The sequence below is a fragment of the Enterobacter sp. 120016 genome (genome assembly GCF_018383635.1).
Taxonomy (GTDB): Bacteria; Pseudomonadota; Gammaproteobacteria; order Enterobacterales; family Enterobacteriaceae; genus Enterobacter; species Enterobacter asburiae_D.
Window position 1 is genome coordinate 332,546 of record NZ_JAHAWC010000003.1, and the last position, 18,736, is coordinate 351,281.

Sequence of the window (18,736 nt, forward strand, 5' to 3'; positions counted from 1 at the left end):
CCACCCGGCACTCTCTCACAGCGGCACAAAGAACCTGAACCGCGCCCCGCTCGCCGACTCCATCAGCCTGATCCCTCCGCCGTGCAGCTCCAGCATGCGTTTCACGATTAACAGCCCCAACCCGCCGCGATTCTCCCGCGATGCCTGGGTATTCAACGCCGATGGCCGCTGGAACAGATCGTCGCGCAGCGAGGCGTCCACGCCCGTTCCGCTGTCCGCCACTTCGACCTGAAGCCGTTCATTCTCCTGCCAGACAGCCAGACGAATTTCCCCGCCGCCTGGCGTATGGCGCATCGCGTTATCGAGCAGGTTGGTCACCACGCGTTCGATCATCGACACATCGGCGTTAATCAGCGGCAGCGGTCCCGGCACGTCAATATGCAGATTCACTTCCCGCGTGCGGGCGGTGAGCTCAAACTTCTGCGCCACGTCGGAAATCAGCTCCCCCATCGCGAAACGCTCGCGCTGCGGCTTAATGCCGCCGTGCTCAAGGCGCGCCAGCTCAAACAGCTGCTGCGAAAGATGGCGGACTTTTTGCCCCTGACGCAGCGCGGTGGCGAGATACTGCTGGTGCTCCTGCGGCGTCAGCGTGGCGGATTTTAGCGAAAGGGTTTCCAGATAGCCCAGCAGCGAGGTCAGCGGCGTACGGAGATCGTGCGAAATGTTGGCGATAAACTCCCGGCGCTGGCGATCGCTGTCGGCCAGCTGGTCCCACTGGCGGGTGATTTTGCGCGCCAGCTCGATAAAGCTGTTGCGCAGGATAGCCACTTCATCCTTTGCCGCCGCGTCCGACGGCTGAGCGGCCAACTGCCTGATAGCACTTATGCTGTCCTGCTCCAGCCCGGCGACTTCTACCGTCAACTGTTTTACCGGGCGCGTGACCCAGTACCAGACCAGTAAACCTGCCAGCAGGCCAAATAGCGCAACCCACAGCAATGACCACAGCACCGTGCTCCACAGCGCCTTATGCCAGGCCATCTCCGCCAGCGCGTTGGACTCCTCGCCCTGCAAAATAATGTACAGGTAGCCTTTTAGCTCGCCGTCCTGCCGCAGCGGCGTGGCGCTAAAGACCTTTTTATTTTGACTGCGCGGGTCGTCGCCCAGGACCGGTATGGCGGTACCGCTCAGGAAGGTCTGAACCGGCGCCAGGTCGATTTTTTGCCGCTGAATATGTCCCGGCGGTGCGGCATCGGCCAGGATATCGCCGTCAGGAGAAACGACGTACAGCTCAACGCTCGGATTAAAGGTCATCAGCCGGTCAAACAGCGGCTTGAGAGCCGTTCGATCGACCCTGCCCTGCGCGTCCAGAATCGCTTCACGCTGAACGATCTGCTGCGCCAGCCCGCCCGACAGCCGCTGCACCATCGCGTTACCGTACTGCGTACTGGTGTAGAGCTGTACCGCACAGGCGACGGTGGCGCAGAGCATCATCAGCAGGATGAACAGCAGCGTCAGGCGCTGGCTCAGGCTAAAGCGGCGCATCATGATTTGGCTCCGCAAATTTATAGCCCTTGCCCCAGACGGTGCGAATAATCTCTGGCTCGGCGGCGTCTTTCTCAATCTTAATGCGCAGGCGGTTAATATGGGTGTTAACGGTGTGCTCATAGCCTTCGTGCTGGTAGCCCCAGACCTGCTCCAGCAGCGCCAGACGGGAAAACACCTCGCCCGGATGACGGGCAAAAAAATAGAGCAGCTCGAATTCGCGCGGGGTGAGATCCACCACCTGGCCGTGAAGCAGCACGCTGCGCGCCAGCGGATCGATGGTCAGACCGTGGGCCTGAATTTGACCGTCGGTTTGCGCCTGCCCCATCGCCTGCTGGCGGCGGAACAGCGCCTTGATGCGCGCAATTAATTCCTGCACCGAAAACGGCTTAGCCAGATAATCATCGGCGCCGGTTTCCAGCCCGGTGATGCGGTCGGTTTCGCTGCTGCGGGCGCTGATGATGATCACCGGCAGGTAGCGCGTCATCTGACGGATGCGGCGGCAAATCTCCAGACCGTCAACGTTGGGCAGCATCAGGTCGAGGATCACCGCATCCCACGGCTGTTTTTCAAGGCGCAGTAAGGCGTTGCCCCCGTCGGGCTCGTGGGTGATGGCGTAGCCTTCGTCTTCTAAATTGAGTCGCAGAAGCGCCGCGATATCGTGGTCGTCTTCCACCAGCAGGATCTGCTTCATGGGTAAGCCTTTATTCATGTCTTATGACGTAAGCTTACCTGATTTCGAGCGGGGGAAGAGTTCACATTTTGTTGAACTTTTGAAGGCTAACAAACCATTCAAACCGGTCCCCTCTGTATTTTCTGAATCAGCCTCGCAGGATTTAACTTATCCTTGCTACCCCTCTTTTTATTAAGGTTTTACAGGCGTATGTTCACCTCACACCAGCAAAATCTGGTGCCGGGATTGGCATCCTGCATAACATACTGACGGCGTGATACTTTTTTTACGCTGTGCGTCCGGTTACACTTCAATGGTGAGTCGGACGAGGGCGCTGAAAAGCGCGCCGGTTCTCAGTATGTCCGGTTATGCCAACCTCGTCCGACTCCGCCACCAAAGAAAATTGGCATTTTCAGTGGCGGTGACAAACCAACATACTGAGGATGTTTATATGTCTATTGTCTCGTCTTTTTCAGACACACTTCTCACACTTCCTGTTCATCACAATACCGATTTCACCGATCTGGCCGACAACTGCCAGCGCTACTGCGAAGCGCTGGTTGAAGAAACCGATCCTGCCAGAAAAATCGCGCTCTGTGGCCGCCTCACAGCCTGTCTTGCCTTGCTCCGCCCGATGCTGCTGGAGCCTGTGCCGGAGCATTTGTATGAACGATTAACGGTGGATGTTTTCCCGGAAAGCGAACCTGCATTCAACGCAGAGCCTGATCAATTGTGCCGTTACTGTGAGGAGATTACGCAACTCTTAATTGGGGGAGTACTTGCGCCGGAGTCAGCCCGCGTGATGGGTGATCTGCTCTTTGAGCTGACGGGCTATTTTGCCGACCAGCTGAAAGCGCCACGCTGGCTAAATACAGAGGCGGGAGTCGCATTACTGGGCTGAGCAAACAAAGCCGGGTGGCGGCTACGCCTTACCCGGCCTACCCGAACTCGTAGGCCCGGTAAGCGCAGCGCCACCGGGCGATGTTTAGGATTAGCGCGTTTTCACCAACAACGTCAACACTTCATAATGCGCGGTATGCGGGAACATATCGAAAAGCTGCACGCGTTCAATGCGGTAGCCCGGCAGGCTGGCGATATCTTTCGCCATGGTCTGTGCGTTACAGCTGGAATAGACGATGTACTCCGGTGCCATCTGGCTCAGGTAGTCGCACAGCGCGTTCCCGATGCCGCGGCGCGGCGGGTTGACCAGCACCAGTTCCGGCACGTTGCCCTGGCCGGTCGCAAACTGCGTGGAGTCCAGCGCCTGGAAGTGCAGATTCGTTAACCCCAGCTCGGCGGCGGACTGTTTCGCGCAGGCAATCGCTTCGGCAGAGATCTCTATTCCGGTGAGCTGCATTTCTGGGGTGGCGCAGTGCAGGCCAAAGCCGCCCACGCCGCAGAAGAGATCCCACATATGCTGGATGTTTAACGCACGAACCCAGTCGCGGGCGGTAGCGTACAGGCTGCTTGCCACGGTCGGGTTAGTCTGGAAGAAACTTTGCGGACGGATCCACAGCGGCACGCCGTTGAAGCTTTCGGCCAGCGCATGCTGCTCGGAGAAGAAAATCTCTTTCTCCCCTTCCATGATCGCCATATGCACCGGCTGAATATTCGCCGTAATGACCTTAAGCTGTGGCAGCTGCTCCTGAAGCCACGGCAGCGCCGCGCGCAGCTGCTCAAGCTTGGCTTCCGAACGCAGCACGAAGCGCAGCATCATGCCGCCGTCTTTCTGGCTTTCGGTCAGCAGAAGGTATTTCAGCTCGCCGCGCCTGCGGGCGACGTTGTAAGGCGTTAACCCTGCACGCGCAATAAACGGTTTCAGTGCGGCAAAGACGGGCTCAAACGAGGCGGGATACAGCGGGCAGTCGGTTAAGTCTTCCGGCGTGCCGTCGCGGTGCAGCATCCCCAGCAGCGGTTTTTCAACGCTGCCGCTGACCACCATTTTGGCTTTATTACGGAAACCCTGCTCCGGGCCGCTGACGGGTGCGCACCACTCGCCCACCGCGTGCGCTGCCAGCAGCTGTCGCAGGTCGGCCATTTTGGCGGTGAGTTGTTGAGAGACCGGCTGTTCTATCCACTGACAGGAGCGGCAGCGTCCGGCGTCATAGAGTGCGCACTGCATATGAAAACCTTAAGGATCACGAGGGCTGCGATTATACACATTATTGCAGGCGGAAGAACCGCCGACTGGAGGCGGGGATAAAAAGCAGAAACAGAACCAGCATGTCCGGGAGTTTTTGCATAAACAGCGCGCGCAGGATCTCGCGTTTGGATTCACCGGCAATGCTGAACAGCTCCGGGTAGCCGTATCCCAGCGAGGCGGCCCACAGATAGCTGGCGGCGGTAATTTGCGTCAGCAGATAGACCCAGCGCGCCCAGTTGCGCCCTTTGACCAGCGAAAACGCGCAGTAGATCTCGATAAACACCAGCACCAGGCTGCTCAAAAAGACCAGCGTCAGATTCCACGTCTGCACGCTGCGGTGAATGAATTCACCGATGCCGCGCACGCCCAGGGTGTTCAGAATCATCAGCACGTCCAGGCAGCGGATCATAATAATGGCGAGCGCCGCCACCTGAACCAGTGCAGGTACGTTAGGCCGCGCGTGCGTAGTACGTGATTTTTTTAATAATCCCAATGTTTTACTTCCCTGAAAAACAGTGCCGCGTCATGCGCGGCACATCACTGGAAATTTTAAATCCTTCAGCCGCGTCTTGCACGCTGGATATCGCGCACGCGCTGCTTTTCCGCGCGCGCCATCAAATACCAGGCGATAAATCCGACAATTCCGACCACGCCGAGGATGATAGAGGCCAGGGCGTTGATCTCCGGGTTGACCCCCATGCGCACGCTGGAGAAGACCAGCATCGGCAGCGTCGTCGCGCCCGGTCCGGAGACAAAGCTGGCGATAACCAGATCGTCCAGCGATAGCGTAAACGCCAGCAGCCAGCCGGAGATCACCGCCGGCATAATCATCGGCAGGGTGATGATGAAAAAGACCTTCAGCGGCGTCGCGCCAAGATCCATCGCCGCCTCCTCAATGGATCGATCCAGCTCGCGCAGGCGCGAGGAGATCACCACCGCCACGTAGGCCGTACAGAAGGTGACGTGCGCCAGCCAGATGGTGAGCATGCCGCGATCCGCCGGCCAGCCGATGGCGTGCGCCAGGGCCACAAACAGCAGCAGCAGCGCGAGACCGGTGATCACGTCCGGCATGACCAGCGGCGCGGTGATCATAAAGGCGAACCCGTTCGAGCCGCGAAAACGGCCGAAGCGCACCATCACCAGCGCGGCGATCGTGCCCAGCACCGACGCCATTGTCGCCGCCAGGGCGGCAATGGTCAGGCTCAGCCCTACCGCGCTCATCATCGCATCATCGTGGAACAGCTCGCTGTACCAGCGCGTCGACCAGCCCGCCCAGACCGTCACCAGCTTGGAGCTGTTGAAGGAGTAGATCACCAGCATCAGCATCGGCGCATACAGGAAGGTAAAGCCGACAACGAGGATCGCAATTCGCCACGGGGAGCGCACTACCGGTAAGTTGTTCATCCGTGATCTCCCATCTGTTTCTGCTGATGCTTGTGGAACCACATGATCGGCACGATCAGCAGCAGTAACATCACAATCGCCACCGCCGAGGCCACCGGCCAGTCGCGGTTATTGAAGAACTCCTGCCACAGCACGCGGCCAATCATGATGCTGTCCGGGCCGCCGAGCAGTTCCGGGATCACAAACTCCCCGACCGCCGGGATAAAGACCAGCATTGACCCGGCGATAATGCCGCCTTTGGTCAGCGGGACAATGACGCTGAAGAAGGTTTTTAACGGGCGGGCACCGAGATCGAGCGACGCTTCCACCAGCGAGTAATCAATGCGCGTCAGCGCCGTGTAGATCGGCAGCACCATAAACGGCAGATAGGCGTACACAATGCCGATATAGACCGCGAGGTTGGTGTGCAGGATCGTCAGCGGCTGATCGATAACCCCGAGCCACATGAGAAAGTTATTCAGCACGCCGTTGTTTTTTAGGATCCCCATCCAGGCGTAAACGCGGATCAGGAACGAGGTCCACGACGGCAGGATAACCAGCAGCAGCAGGATGTTACGCGTCGACGGCTTGCTGTGCGCCACCGCCCACGCCAGCGGGTAGCCCATTACCAGGCAGCAGAGCGTCGAAATCGCCGCCACCTGCAGCGACTGCAGATACGCTTCGAAATAGAGCGGATCGTCGGTGAGCTGCAGGAAGTTGCCGAGATTGAGCGTCAGCGTCAGCTGCCCGTCGGCCCAGTCCAGCAGGTTGGTATAGGGCGGGATCGCCCGCGCCATTTCCGCCAGGCTTATCTTGAAAACAATCAGGAACGGCAGCAGGAACAGCAGGATCAGCCACACGTACGGCATGGCGATCACCAGCTTGCGGCCGTGTTTCATCTGCATGCGCGTCAGTAAACCGGCAAAGCCGCCCGACTTTTCTACGCGAGCTGAAGGTTCAAGTGTGCTCATGATCGCTCCTTATACCGTCAGCACGACGCAGCTGTCAGCGTCCCAGCACAGGCGCACTTCGTCACCCCAGGTCGGCTGCCCCTTGCGATAGCGATGTTCGTTCTGTAGCTGCGCGCTGAGCATCTGCCCGCTTTTCAGGCGCACGTGATAGATGGACAGATCGCCCAGATAGGCAATGTGCACCACTTCGCCCACGGCAAAGTTATAGCCATCGGCAGGCGGATCCTCGCAGAGCATGATCTTTTCCGGACGCAGCGCGACGTAGACCGGCACGTTATCCACCACCGAGTTATCAGGATCGACCTTAAGCGGATGCTGCAGCCCCGGCGATTCGATGACCAGCCCATCCTCCTGACGATCTTTCAGCAGCCCTTCGAAAACGTTAACCGAGCCAATGAACTCCGCGCTGTAGCGGGTGGTCGGGTGCTCATAAATCTCTTCCGGCTCGCCAATCTGCACGAACTTCCCGCGGTTCATGATCGCAATACGCCCGGCCATGGTCATCGCTTCTTCCTGGTCGTGGGTCACCATCACGCAGGTCACCCCCACGCGCTCGAGGATATCCACCACTTCGAGCTGCATACGGTCGCGCAGTTTTTTATCCAGCGCACCCATCGGCTCATCGAGCAGCAATAATTTCGGCCGTTTTGCCAGACTGCGGGCCAGGGCCACGCGCTGGCGCTGGCCGCCGGAGAGCTGGTGCGGCTTACGCTTCGCGAACTCCTGCATGTGCACCAGGCTCAGCATTTCGGCCACGCGCGCGGTAATTTCGGCCTTCGGCAGCTTGTCCTGCTTCAGGCCAAAGGCGATGTTCTGCTCCACCGTCATGTGGGGAAACAGCGCGTAGGACTGGAACATCATGTTAATCGGGCGCTGATACGGCGGCACGCTGGAGAGATCCACACCATCGAGCATGATTTGCCCGGCGGTGGGCTGTTCAAAACCGGCCAGCATACGCAGCAGGGTCGATTTACCGCAGCCAGAAGCCCCCAGAAGGGCAAAAATTTCGCCTTTATAGATAGTCAGGCTGACGTCGTCCACGGCATGCTGGCCATCGAAAGATTTGGTGAGGTTACGAATTTCAAGAAGCGGGGTCAGCGCTTTACGGACTTTCGCCTGCGGGCGGGGGATCGCGTCATTCACGGGGTGTTCTCCGGCATAGATCAATACTGGTGCAAACGCACCGTCAGGGTGCGCATCGCCGGGCGGCGCTAACGCTTGCCCGGCCTACGGGTTGTAGAGGCCCGGTAAGCGTTAGCGCCACCGGGCAACAATACCCAACGCCGTTATTTACCGCTTTTCACCTTGGTCCACGCGCGGGTACGCACGCGGTCAATTTTTGGATCCTGAACTTTCAGGGTGAAGAGCTTGGCGAACACATCCGCCGGCGGATAGATAGCCGGGTTGTTACGGATTTCTTCGCTTACCAGCGGCACGGAGGCCTTGTTACCGTTCGCGTAGTAAACATGGTCGCTGATGTGGGCGATCACGTCAGGGCGCATCAGGTAGTTGAGGAACTGATAGGCTTCGTCTTTGTTTTTCGCATCAGCCGGCATTGCGAAGACGTCGAAGAAAGCCAGCGCCCCCTCTTTCGGAATGAAGTAAGAGACGTTCACGCCGTTCTTCGCCTCTTTCGCGCGGTTAGCCGCCTGCCACACGTCCCCTGCCCAGCCGATCGCGACGCAGATGTCGCCGTTCGCCAGGTCGTTGATGTACTGAGACGAGTGGAAGTAACGAATGTTTGGACGCAGCTTCAGCAGCAGATCGGTCGCCGGGCCGGTGTAATCATCGGCTTTACTGCTGTTCGGGTCTTTGCCCAGGTAGTTCAGCACGGTCGCGAAAATCTCTTCCGGCGCATCGAGGAAGGAGACGCCGCAGCTTTTCAGCTTCTCAAGGTTTTCCGGCTTCAGCACCACGTCCCAGCTGTCCAGCTTGACGTCCGGGCCCAGAACCGCTTTGACTTTATCAACGTTGTAGCCGATGCCGGTAGTCGCCCACAGGTAAGGCATGGCGTATTTGTTGTCCGGGTCATGCTTAGCCACCAGCTTCAGCACTTCCGGATCGAGGTTTTTCCAGTTAGGTAACTTGCTCTTATCCAGCGGCTGGAAGACGCCTGCCGTCAGCTGACGCTCCAGAAAGCTTGCAGAAGGCACCACGAGATCAAACCCGGTGCTGCCCGCCATCAGTTTCCCTTCCAGCACTTCGTTGGAATCGAAAACGTCGTAGACCACTTTAATGCCGGTCTCTTTTTCAAAATTCGCCACCGTGTCCGGCGCGATATAGTCAGACCAGTTGTAAACGTGCAGCGTTTTTTGTTCCGCAGCGAGCGTGCCGGCAGAGACGGCCATCAGAGCACCCGCAACCAGACCCGATAACCATTTTTTATTCAAGGCGATCATATCTTTATTCCTTCTGAAAGCTCGTTAACAAACGAACTAAAACTGTGCAATCTGAAGATATGCAATAATCATGCATAGTTTGTCGCTCTGCCCAAAATAAAAAGAAACCTCTTTACCCGGCAGTTTCCGCTCGCTTTTTTAAGCACCGCAAGAATAACTGTAGCCCGTGTCTCCGGCTATAGCCCAGACGAAAAAACGCCTTTTATCAATTTTTTATGCAGGTTATGTCTACGTGATAAGCCGAAACGGCCTTCAGGGAGGTGAAAAATTCTTTAAAGAAAGGTTAAAAGCAGCAGAAAAAATGGCCTTCTGCAGCCGCTATGGCAGCGACTGCGCAAAAGTCAGACAGGCTTAGTGAAGAAAATTGGGAGATGCATCATTATTCTCTGCATCATCTTCCGCGCTATACAGCAGATGGTGTGCATTGGCTTCCATCATGACCATGGAAATTTGCTCTTCACTCAAGCGCATAAACGCGGAGAACTGCTTGAATGACAGCCCGGCACCGGAGAATAAAGACTGGCAAACGACCAGTTTTGGCAGATTATCATCCTGTATGTCGAGAAATGCTTTCACCGTCAAAGAACTGGCGTTGATCGCTGACAGGTCGGAGGCCAGCGCCAGCAGCGCAGACGGCTTCACTTCGGCCAGCGCGGAGAAAAGGATCACGTCGTTAATGAGATCGATTTTGGCATCGAAGATGCCGTCGAAATTCTGCATATGAGGCAGATGCAGCGCCTGGCAGGAATCGCATTCGAAGAACGTAATTCCGGCATCATCAAGCCATTGACGTAACGTATCCAGTGTAGGTACGACCTGTAAATCCATCGCTGTGCAGCCTCTTAAATAAAAACTTCGCATAGATTACGCAAAAAGTGCGTTCAATACCATTTAACCGCCCGTTTTCAGACAGTAACCCGGCGTGGCATGACGCTCGATCCATGAGATCATTTTACCCGCAATATCGACACCTGTGGTTTTTTCCACGCCTTCCAGCCCCGGCGAAGCATTTACCTCCATGACCAGCGGCCCGCGCGTCGCCCGCAGAAGGTCTACGCCCGCCACGTCCAGCCCCAGGGTTTGCGCCGCTTTGACGGCAATTTCCCGCTCCCGGTCGCTGATATCAGCAATTCTTGCAATGCCGCCGCGGTGAAGATTAGAGCGGAAGTCGCCCTCTTTCGCCTGCCGCTCAATGGCCGCCACCACTTCATTGCCGACCACGAAGCAGCGAATGTCGCGCCCTTTCGCCTCTTCGATGTACTCCTGCACCAGAATGTGGGCATTGAGGCCCCGAAAGGCGTCAATCACGCTCTCCGCCGCCTGGCGCGTCTCCGCCAGCACCACGCCAATGCCCTGCGTACCTTCCACCAGCTTGATGACCAGCGGCGCACCGCCCACCATGTCGATAAGATCGCTGGTGTCGTCCGGTGAATGGGCAATACCCGTGACGGGGAGATCGATCCCCTGACGGGCGAGCAGCTGCAGCGAGCGCAGCTTGTCGCGGGCGCGGGATATGGCGACGGATTCGTTGAGCGGATAGCTGCCCAGCATCTCGAACTGGCGCAGCGCGGCGGTGCCGTAATAGGTTATCTGAGAGCCGATGCGGGGGATCACCGCATCAAAGTGCGGCAGCTTGCGGCCTTTGTAGTGAATCGACGAGGCGGCCGGGTCGATGTTCATATAGCAGGACATCGGGTCGAGGATCTCAACCTGATGCCCGCGTTTCGCCGCCGCCTCACGCAGGCGCTTACATGAATAGAGCGTTCCATCCCGGGACAATATGGCAATTTTCACCCTGCACCTCTCTGAAGACATGGAAAAAGCCTGCGTATCATATACGCAGGCAAGCGCAGGAGGAATGGACTATCGCGTCGCCCATCCCTGTTTGTGGAGGTAATCAAGAATAAACGGGCGATTTTCTTTAATGATGGTGCGACGAATATGGTCAGTCCAGGTATCGCGACGGTTATTGCTGCCGCGCGTCATGTAGTAGTTCGCCAGCTCTTCATCATATTGATTCAGAACGTCCTGATCGACCGGCTGGTAGTGGTTTTCGTGCACCAGCATCGCCGCAGGAATGCGCGGCTTTAGATCCGGGCTATCCGCAGGCCAGCCGAGGCACAGGCCGAACAGCGGCAGCACGTGTTTTGGCAGCTTCAGCAGCTCGGTCACGCTTTCGATGTTGTTACGCAGGCCGCCGATGTAGACACCACCTAACCCCAGCGACTCCGCCGCCGTGAAGGCGTTTTGCGCCATCAGTGCGGTATCCACCACGCCCAGCAGCAGCTGTTCGGCCAGCCCCAGCTCGGCCTCAGGGCAGATCTGCAGGTGGCGGTTAAAGTCGGCGCAGAACACCCAGAACTCCGCCGCCTGAGCCACATGCTTCTGCCCGCCGGTCAGCGTGACCAGCTGCTCGCGCATGGCCGGGTCGATGATGCGGATAATGGAACTGCACTGCAGAAAGCTGGAGCTGGAGGTCGCCCTGGCGCTGTCGATAATCGCGGCACGCTGCGCCTCGGTAATCGGCTCATCGGTGAAGTGGCGAATGGAACGGTGGGAACGGAGCAGGTCAATCGTTGGTGTCATCTTGTCTCTCTTTGTCTTGCTTAAACCTTATGCCAGCCAGTATAGGCAATGATTTACGTGATGTAATTGGCGAAACATAGCCTGACTGTATCAAAGCGACAGGCGAAACCTTCTTTAATGGCGGCAGGTTATCGGGCACTATATGTCCTATTCGCCGTCAGGCTTGATTTTTGAGGAGAGAGAAATGTTTGCAGTAATTTTTGGTCGTCCAGGGTGCCCTTACTGTGTGCGCGCGAAAGAGCTGGCTGAGAAACTGACCGAAGAGCGCGATGACTTCAACTTCCGCTACGTGGATATCCACGCGGAAGGCATCACCAAAGCGGATCTCGAAAAAACCGTCGGCAAGCCGGTTGAAACCGTACCGCAGATCTTCCTCGATCAGAAACACATCGGCGGCTGCACTGACTTTGAAGCTTACGCCAAAGAGCATCTGGGCCTGTTTGCCGCTCAGTAATGCTAAGACGCCCTCACCCTGAGGGCGTTTTTAATTGTGGTGCCGTCGATGCTTAATCAGACTGCACACAAACAAATAGCACAGCGCGCCAAGGGCGCACCAGAAGACGCCGCTCAGCAACCACGCCAGCTCCTGCCAGAAACTTCTCGTCGACACATACAGCAAGCGCATCAGCAGCAGACACAGCGGTGCGGCCAGCATGGCGCCCAGCAGCGGTTTCGCCACCTCCCCTTTACGGGAGAGAAAGCTGGCTGCGGCACCCGGCAGCGTAAAAAAGAGCAGCCCCAGCTCCGGATGGCCCGACGCCCTGAATGCCCCTTTCACATTAAAAGCGAGCGACATGCACACGACGGTGAACAGCAAAAAGCAGCTGATCACCCCCGCCCAGTTTCGTTTAATGTTCAAACTATCCTCCTGACTTATCTCTATCAAATATACCTTCGTCGGGTAGACGCCCAGTCAGATAAAGCAGTGCGGCAATCCTTGCCAAAGTACGCACAGGGTGATGCGATAATCAGTAGCTGTCAGTAGCTAATGCGATTAAACTACACGCCAGCTAATGTTTTAGGGAATAAAGCAGGAAACAGGGAGCGTTAACGCCTTTCCCTGACCCAGAAAACAGTAGCCCAAAAAGTCCTTTCATTCAACAACTTACTGGTAAACAAGAAGTTAGCCTCCGTGAATATAAACGTCGCAGACTTGTTAAATGGGAATTACATCCTGTTATTATTTGTGGTACTGGCGCTGGGCCTTTGCCTGGGTAAATTGCGCCTGGGTTCAGTTCAACTTGGTAATTCCATTGGCGTTTTAGTCGTCTCCTTATTATTAGGCCAGCAGCACTTCAGCATTAACACGGACGCGCTCAACTTAGGTTTTATGCTGTTTATTTTTTGTGTTGGCGTGGAAGCAGGACCAAACTTTTTTTCAATTTTCTTCCGCGACGGCAAAAATTATCTGATGCTGGCGCTGGTTATGGTCGGCAGCGCGCTGCTGATCGCCTTAGGGCTGGGTAAACTGTTTGGCTGGGATATCGGGTTAACGGCCGGTATGCTGGCAGGCTCCATGACCTCCACCCCCGTGCTGGTGGGTGCCGGTGATACCCTTCGCCATTCCGGCATGGCCGGCGCGCAGCTCTCTACCGCGCTCGACCACCTGAGCCTGGGCTATGCCCTGACCTATCTGATTGGTCTGGTGAGCCTGATTGTCGGCGCACGCTACCTGCCAAAACTGCAGCACCAGGATCTGCAGACCAGCGCCCAGCAAATCGCGCGCGAGCGCGGTCTCGATACCGACTCCAAACGTAAAGTCTATCTCCCGGTGATCCGCGCCTATCGCGTCGGGCCAGAGCTGGTGGCATGGGCTGACGGCAAAAACCTGCGCGAGCTGGGGATTTACCGCCAGACGGGCTGCTATATCGAACGTATCCGCCGCAACGGCATTCTGGCGAACCCGGACGGCGACGCGGTGCTGCAGATGGGCGACGACATCGCGCTGGTGGGTTACCCGGACGCCCACGCCCGTCTTGACCCGAGTTTCCGTAACGGCAAAGAGGTGTTCGACCGCGACCTGCTCGACATGCGCATCGTCACCGAAGAGATCGTGGTGAAAAACCATAACGCCGTTGGCCGCCGTCTGGCGCAGCTGAAGCTGACCGACCACGGCTGCTTCCTCAACCGCGTGATCCGCAGCCAGATTGAGATGCCTATCGACGATAACGTCGTGCTCAACAAAGGCGACGTTCTGCAGGTCAGCGGCGATGCACGACGCGTGAAAACCGTTGCCGACCGCATCGGCTTTATCTCCATTCACAGCCAGGTCACCGACCTGCTGGCCTTCTGTGCCTTCTTTATAGTTGGCCTGATGATCGGGATGATCACCTTCCAGTTCAGCAACTTCAGTTTCGGCATCGGTAACGCCGCCGGGCTACTGTTTGCCGGGATCATGCTGGGCTTCCTGCGAGCGAACCACCCGACCTTCGGCTACATTCCGCAGGGCGCACTGAACATGGTGAAAGAGTTCGGTCTGATGGTCTTTATGGCGGGCGTGGGCTTAAGCGCGGGAAGCGGTATCGGCCACAGCCTGGGCGCCGTCGGCTGGCAGATGCTGGTTTCCGGACTTATCGTCAGCCTGGTGCCGGTGGTGATCTGCTTCCTGTTCGGCGCCTACGTGCTGCGCATGAACCGCGCTCTGCTCTTCGGGGCAATGATGGGCGCGCGCACCTGTGCGCCTGCGATGGAAATCATCAGCGATACCGCGCGCAGCAACATCCCGGCGTTGGGGTATGCAGGCACGTACGCTATCGCTAACGTGCTGCTGACGCTGGCGGGTACACTGATCATCATCATCTGGCCTGGACTCGGATAACTCCTAAGTTTGCGCGTGGTGGAAAATATTTTCGTTACGCGCAGAACTTTTTTATCAGGGGGCAGTCATAACTAGTGCCACTGCTTTTCTTTGATGTCCCCAATTTGTGGAGCCCATCAACCCCGCCGTTTTGGTTCAAGGTTGATGGGTTTTTTGTTGTCTGAAGTTCGTGTCCTTGTGGCAAATAGCCATAGGCAAAGCCTTTCTACGCCGTTTCAATCGCATACAGCAGTTCAACCAGATCAACCGCACTCACATCATCCCAGCGCAGGTAACTCGACAGAGAGCTTGTTCCCGAATCTTGCCCTAAAATTCGCTGACATATTGCCTGGTGGTCAACGGATGCAGATACCCACACAGCACCGCTCTGCTGACAAAAGTAGGTCGAACCTTTCAACCCATCCCTTTGAATACGTTTCTTCCAGGTATCCACCTGCTGTGTCGTCACTGTTAAACTCATATCTTCCCCTAAGTAAATCAAGCAATCCCAGTTGATGATCCCATAAAATACCCGGATAAATCAGCGCGGAGAATATCAGTGTTCAATTTTTATCCTGACAAGACATTTAACAGAACGGAAGTTATGAGTCGACCAACACCCATTCCCGCCATCAACGGAGTCTATTTTTGGTGGTTCAAAGAAATCCCGCCGGGCGTTCCAACAGAAGGTTGCCTAACTCATGATGGGCTAACTCTGCTTTATGTTGGTATTTCTCCCGACAAAAAAGGGAAACCTAATAGTCGAGCCAATCTCAAAACACGCATCAAAACTCACTACAGCGGAAATGCCGAAGGCTCTACGCTGAGACGAACGCTAGGTGTTTTGCTTGCGGCAGTAAGCAATTATCCCCTCCGTCGGGTTGGAAGGGGAAACAGAACGACATTTACCCATGCTGGGGAACAATGGCTCGATCTTTGGATGGAACAGAATGCAAAAGTATACTGGGTAGCAGACGAAGAACCTTGGGTGCTGGAAGAAGCGCTGATAAGAAGTATTCCGCTCCCATTAAACATTCAAGGTAACACTCATCCTTTTAAGCCAACGCTCTCAGAAATGCGCAGCAAAGCTATGGCAGAAGCCAAACTGATGGAGATCGCGAACGAAACAGGATTTAGCAGACGTAAGATCATGGAGATTGTTGATCAAACTGCAATGGCAGAATAGTTGGCTCAGGAAGTCCGCCGCTGTGCAGTTGAAAAAATAAACGGCACATCTCAGGCGACGAACCAACGGCATTACGTTAACTGTTCAGGTATTCCTTTCAAGTTTGTGCATTATGGTATGACCACATAGCCGTACAGATTTACCAAATGCAGCATTTCTCAATATATTAATGCATGCGATGACATGGCAACCAGCCATCTGCTGGCATGTCGTTTAGGGTGTCAACAGGCAGCCCAGTTAGCTCGCTATAGCGTTCCAGAGTGACGTGCAGTTTGTTCAGAGAAATTGCAATATTAGGGTCATGGTGCAACACCTCCTACTGCCTTGTGGTGAGCCGTTTGTAAACGGGACAAGCACACAAATGGAAACAAAACTGATAATGGTTGATGAGGGTACTTACATTTTTGACGCGCCATTTCTTCCTACCAATCTTCATCTCCGATTGTTTTTAGTGATGGTTGTAATACATATATCTATTGTCAAAAATTCACGAAAGTATTAGATGCGCACTTGTTGATCAATATTGATTGGGCCTATTCCGTTAGACTGATTATACGGCTGCCGAAAGGCATGATTAAGATTTCCACTATGGAAAATAATTTTTAATGCGCTTTTTCATATATAGAATTTATTGCATGTATAAGAAGCACAACAGTTTCATACTGATTCAGTAAAAGGATTTAAAAATAGATTTGTTTCTTGTTGTAGTTTTGCTGTTAGCCATACTCTCTCCCATCTTGGCTGTCATTTTGCTCAAGAAGAGCAAACAACATAAGATCGAGATCAAGGCACTTAATGACCGCAATATAACTCTTTCGAATGAATTGAGTGAAAGCCAAGAACATTTAGCGAATGCTATACGAGAGCACTCAGATCTGGAGGGGAGAGCTGCTCCATTGTGGCGATATGAAGAACTGCATAGTGCGGTTCTGGATGCAGAAAAGACGATAAAAACAGCAGAGTCGATTGCTAAAAGCACCGTGAATGAAGCACAACTTAAAGCCTCCAGCATCGTTTTAGAAGCAAATAACCAAGCCCGACTAACGATAAGTAATGCCAACAACGAAGTAGTTGTGATAACTAAAGATGCTCGCAATGCTCGCTTAAAAGCCAAGGAACGATTGGATAACGCAAATAGTAGGGCCGATGAGCTAATCTCCAATGCTAATGATAACGCAATGAAAATAGTCGCTGATGCAGAGAGCAGAGCAAAAGAAATCGCTGGCTCTGCATATGAAGCGAAAGAATTTGCAGAAACCTACCAAGCTGTAGCCAAGTCAATGAAAAATAAAATTGAAGGTTACGGTGATGAATGGATTGTTCCAAACCGAAGCGTTCTGGATGAACTTGCAGCGAATTATGAATTTACTGATGCAGGCAGAGAACTCCAAAAAGCCAGAGAGTTAACAAAATCTCTAATCAACACAAGCAAAGCGGCAAATTGTGATTATGTCGAACCTAATAGACGTAACACTGCAATAAAATTTGTATTAGATGCGTTCAATGGAAAAGTTGATAGTACACTTTCAAAAATAAAACATAACAATTACGGTAAGCTTTCTCAAGAAATTAAAGATGCATTTCAGCTTGTGAATTATAACGGCTCAGCTTTTAGGTCGGCTAAGATCACTGATATATACTTACAGGCGCGACTCAACGAACTTAAATGGGGCGTTGCAGTTAATGAAATTATGCTCGAAGAAAAAGAAGAACAAAGGCATATCAAGGAGCAGTTGCACGAAGAAGAAAAAGCACGTCGAGAATACGAAAGAGCGATAAAAGAAGCCGAGAAAGAAGAGAAAACAATTCAGCAGGCTATAGACAAGGCTACTAAAGAGTTGATGCTTGCAGGTGAAGAGCAACGACTCGCTCTTGAGCAGAAACTGGCTGAATTACAAATTAAATTCGAAGAGGCTGAGGCCAAAAACCAGCGTGCAATTTCGATGGCTCAACAAACACGCTCAGGTCATGTCTATGTAATTAGTAATATAGGTTCGTTCGGCGAAAATGTTTATAAAATTGGCATGACGAGACGCCTCGAACCTCTAGACCGTGTTCGTGAACTTGGTGATGCCAGTGTTCCATTCGCCTTTGATGTACATGCAATGATCTACAGTGATGATGCACCATCATTAGAGAATCACTTGCATAAAGTATTTAATGAAAAACAGGTTAACAAGGTTAATTCTCGGAAAGAATTCTTTAATGTCGGCATTAAAGATATTAAATCAACTGTAGCCAATATGAATATCGATGCACATTGGACGATGTTTGCAGATGCCAAAGAATATAGAGAGTCTCTCGCAATTGAGAATGAACGCTCAGCCGCACAGGTTGCAAACGAAGAAATCGTTGTTGCCTGACAAAGGTGATTTCACGTAATCATAAATCAACTACTGTTTGTATATACAGTTAAATTTAGCCCTCAGACATGAGGGCTTTTTTATGGCAGTACGAAAACTCGACACAGGAAAATGGATTTGCGAATGATACTCCTCCGGACGAAGCGGGCGTCGTGTGCGTAAGCAGTTCGCCACTAAAGGTGAAGCACTGGCTTTTGAGCGTCATACGATGGATGAGGCTGAAGCTAAGCCCTGGCTGGGTGAATCGGTAGACCGTCGAACTCTGAAAGAGGTAGTTGAACTCTGATTCAAACTTCATGGCAAATCCCTAACCGCTGGTGAGCATGTTTTCAACAAGCTGATCCTGATGGTCGATGTACTCGGAAACTCTCTCGCTACAGATCTCATTTCCAAATTCTTCGCGTATTACCGTGACAAGCGCCTGACGGGTGAATTCTACTTCAACGAGAAGTGAGCCAGCCTGGTAACTATCAAACTTGAATAAAGCTACCTGAGCAGAGTTTTAGTGCGCTGGTCCGACCTGGAGAATAGACAGCACTAAATCCATTCGAGAACATGCGCTATGCTCATCGTGCCTCGGCCATCTCGAAACAGCATTAAAATTTAACCCTGCAGTCACTATGGAGAAGAATTTTTACTAGTAAGACCGCATTTTAAACATTTTAAACATTTTAAACATTTTAAACATTTTAAACATTTTAAACATTTTAAACATTTTAAACATTTTAAACATTTTAAACATTTTAAACATTT

The 18,736-nt window shown here is 53.9% G+C and carries 19 protein-coding genes and 2 pseudogenes; 7 read left to right on the forward strand and 14 right to left on the reverse strand.

What is annotated here, in order from left to right; genetic code table 11:
- Positions 1–15: 15 nt before the first annotated feature.
- The gene (locus KIF87_RS07905) at positions 16–1,485 is read right to left on the reverse strand and encodes a sensor histidine kinase (RefSeq protein WP_213328415.1); all 1,470 of its coding nucleotides are present in this window, start codon (positions 1,483–1,485) and stop codon (positions 16–18) included.
- Positions 1,469–2,176: a response regulator transcription factor gene (locus KIF87_RS07910; protein WP_063144471.1), complete on the reverse strand. Its 708-nt coding sequence runs from the start codon at positions 2,174–2,176 to the stop codon at positions 1,469–1,471. The genes KIF87_RS07905 and KIF87_RS07910 overlap by 17 nt, the downstream gene beginning before the upstream one ends.
- A gap of 430 nt (positions 2,177–2,606) precedes the next feature.
- On the opposite strand from KIF87_RS07910, the gene KIF87_RS07915 reads away from it, so the two are divergent.
- A complete protein-coding gene (locus KIF87_RS07915; protein WP_213328427.1) occupies positions 2,607–3,056 on the forward strand; it encodes a hypothetical protein in 450 nt (149 codons plus the stop codon).
- 90 nt (positions 3,057–3,146) lie between these two features.
- Here the strand turns inward: KIF87_RS07915 and rlmC are convergent, their stop codons facing one another.
- The 9 genes from rlmC to nfsA form a co-directional block, all read right to left on the reverse strand.
- Positions 3,147–4,277, reverse strand: a complete 1,131-nt coding sequence (gene rlmC, locus KIF87_RS07920) for a 23S rRNA (uracil(747)-C(5))-methyltransferase RlmC (protein ID WP_213328416.1) — start codon at positions 4,275–4,277, stop codon at positions 3,147–3,149.
- A 40-nt stretch (positions 4,278–4,317) separates the two neighbouring features.
- Positions 4,318–4,791 (reverse strand): YbjO family protein, encoded by a 474-nt coding sequence (locus KIF87_RS07925; RefSeq protein ID WP_029739448.1) that lies wholly within the window; start codon positions 4,789–4,791, stop codon positions 4,318–4,320.
- A gap of 65 nt (positions 4,792–4,856) precedes the next feature.
- Complete coding sequence (gene potI, locus KIF87_RS07930) at positions 4,857–5,702, reverse strand: putrescine ABC transporter permease PotI (RefSeq protein WP_047648224.1); 846 nt, start codon at positions 5,700–5,702, stop codon at positions 4,857–4,859.
- The gene (gene potH / locus KIF87_RS07935; protein WP_213328417.1) at positions 5,699–6,652 is read right to left on the reverse strand and encodes a putrescine ABC transporter permease PotH; all 954 of its coding nucleotides are present in this window, start codon (positions 6,650–6,652) and stop codon (positions 5,699–5,701) included. Before potH ends, potI begins: the two co-directional genes overlap by 4 nt.
- A 9-nt stretch (positions 6,653–6,661) precedes the next feature.
- Positions 6,662–7,795: a putrescine ABC transporter ATP-binding subunit PotG gene (gene potG, locus KIF87_RS07940; protein ID WP_024907855.1), complete on the reverse strand. Its 1,134-nt coding sequence runs from the start codon at positions 7,793–7,795 to the stop codon at positions 6,662–6,664.
- 143 nt (positions 7,796–7,938) lie between these two features.
- On the reverse strand, positions 7,939–9,051 hold the full coding sequence (gene potF / locus KIF87_RS07945; RefSeq protein WP_213328418.1) for a spermidine/putrescine ABC transporter substrate-binding protein PotF: 1,113 nt from the start codon (positions 9,049–9,051) through the stop codon (positions 7,939–7,941).
- A 351-nt stretch (positions 9,052–9,402) separates the two neighbouring features.
- Complete coding sequence (locus KIF87_RS07950; protein WP_032658273.1) at positions 9,403–9,879, reverse strand: YbjN domain-containing protein; 477 nt, start codon at positions 9,877–9,879, stop codon at positions 9,403–9,405.
- Positions 9,880–9,942: 63 nt separating this feature from the next.
- The gene (rimK, locus tag KIF87_RS07955; protein ID WP_024907857.1) at positions 9,943–10,845 is read right to left on the reverse strand and encodes a 30S ribosomal protein S6--L-glutamate ligase; all 903 of its coding nucleotides are present in this window, start codon (positions 10,843–10,845) and stop codon (positions 9,943–9,945) included.
- Positions 10,846–10,914: 69 nt separating this feature from the next.
- A complete protein-coding gene (nfsA, locus tag KIF87_RS07960) occupies positions 10,915–11,637 on the reverse strand; it encodes a nitroreductase NfsA (RefSeq protein WP_213328419.1) in 723 nt (240 codons plus the stop codon).
- A gap of 184 nt (positions 11,638–11,821) precedes the next feature.
- Here nfsA and KIF87_RS07965 point away from each other — a divergent pair, with 184 nt between their 5' ends.
- Positions 11,822–12,091: a GrxA family glutaredoxin gene (locus tag KIF87_RS07965; protein WP_006809455.1), complete on the forward strand. Its 270-nt coding sequence runs from the start codon at positions 11,822–11,824 to the stop codon at positions 12,089–12,091.
- 30 nt (positions 12,092–12,121) lie between these two features.
- Here KIF87_RS07965 and KIF87_RS07970 read toward each other — a convergent pair whose 3' ends face one another.
- Positions 12,122–12,496, reverse strand: coding sequence for an inner membrane protein YbjM (locus tag KIF87_RS07970; RefSeq protein ID WP_213328420.1), 375 nt, complete (start codon positions 12,494–12,496; stop codon positions 12,122–12,124).
- 273 nt (positions 12,497–12,769) lie between these two features.
- On the opposite strand from KIF87_RS07970, the gene KIF87_RS07975 reads away from it, so the two are divergent.
- Entirely contained in the window at positions 12,770–14,455 is a 1,686-nt protein-coding gene (locus KIF87_RS07975; protein WP_014169303.1) for an aspartate:alanine antiporter, read from the forward strand.
- A 205-nt stretch (positions 14,456–14,660) separates the two neighbouring features.
- Here the strand turns inward: KIF87_RS07975 and KIF87_RS07980 are convergent, their stop codons facing one another.
- Positions 14,661–14,915 (reverse strand): hypothetical protein, encoded by a 255-nt coding sequence (locus tag KIF87_RS07980; protein WP_213328421.1) that lies wholly within the window; start codon positions 14,913–14,915, stop codon positions 14,661–14,663.
- A gap of 123 nt (positions 14,916–15,038) precedes the next feature.
- Here KIF87_RS07980 and KIF87_RS23250 point away from each other — a divergent pair, with 123 nt between their 5' ends.
- Positions 15,039–15,620, forward strand: a complete 582-nt coding sequence (locus KIF87_RS23250) for a GIY-YIG nuclease family protein (RefSeq protein ID WP_249665837.1) — start codon at positions 15,039–15,041, stop codon at positions 15,618–15,620.
- 172 nt (positions 15,621–15,792) lie between these two features.
- On the opposite strand, the pseudogene KIF87_RS23255 reads toward KIF87_RS23250, so the two are convergent.
- Positions 15,793–15,930: pseudogene (locus KIF87_RS23255) on the reverse strand (regulator); the annotation flags it as partial.
- A gap of 161 nt (positions 15,931–16,091) precedes the next feature.
- On the opposite strand from KIF87_RS23255, the gene KIF87_RS23260 reads away from it, so the two are divergent.
- From KIF87_RS23260 to KIF87_RS08000, 3 genes and pseudogenes are all read left to right on the forward strand, one after another.
- Positions 16,092–16,226, forward strand: a complete 135-nt coding sequence (locus KIF87_RS23260; protein ID WP_349628214.1) for a hypothetical protein — start codon at positions 16,092–16,094, stop codon at positions 16,224–16,226.
- An 80-nt stretch (positions 16,227–16,306) separates the two neighbouring features.
- Positions 16,307–17,983, forward strand: a complete 1,677-nt coding sequence (locus KIF87_RS07995; protein WP_213328429.1) for an SNIPE associated domain-containing protein — start codon at positions 16,307–16,309, stop codon at positions 17,981–17,983.
- Positions 17,984–18,065: 82 nt separating this feature from the next.
- Positions 18,066–18,434 (forward strand): annotated as a pseudogene (locus tag KIF87_RS08000) (phage integrase); the annotation flags it as partial.
- Positions 18,435–18,736: the final 302 nt, after the last annotated feature.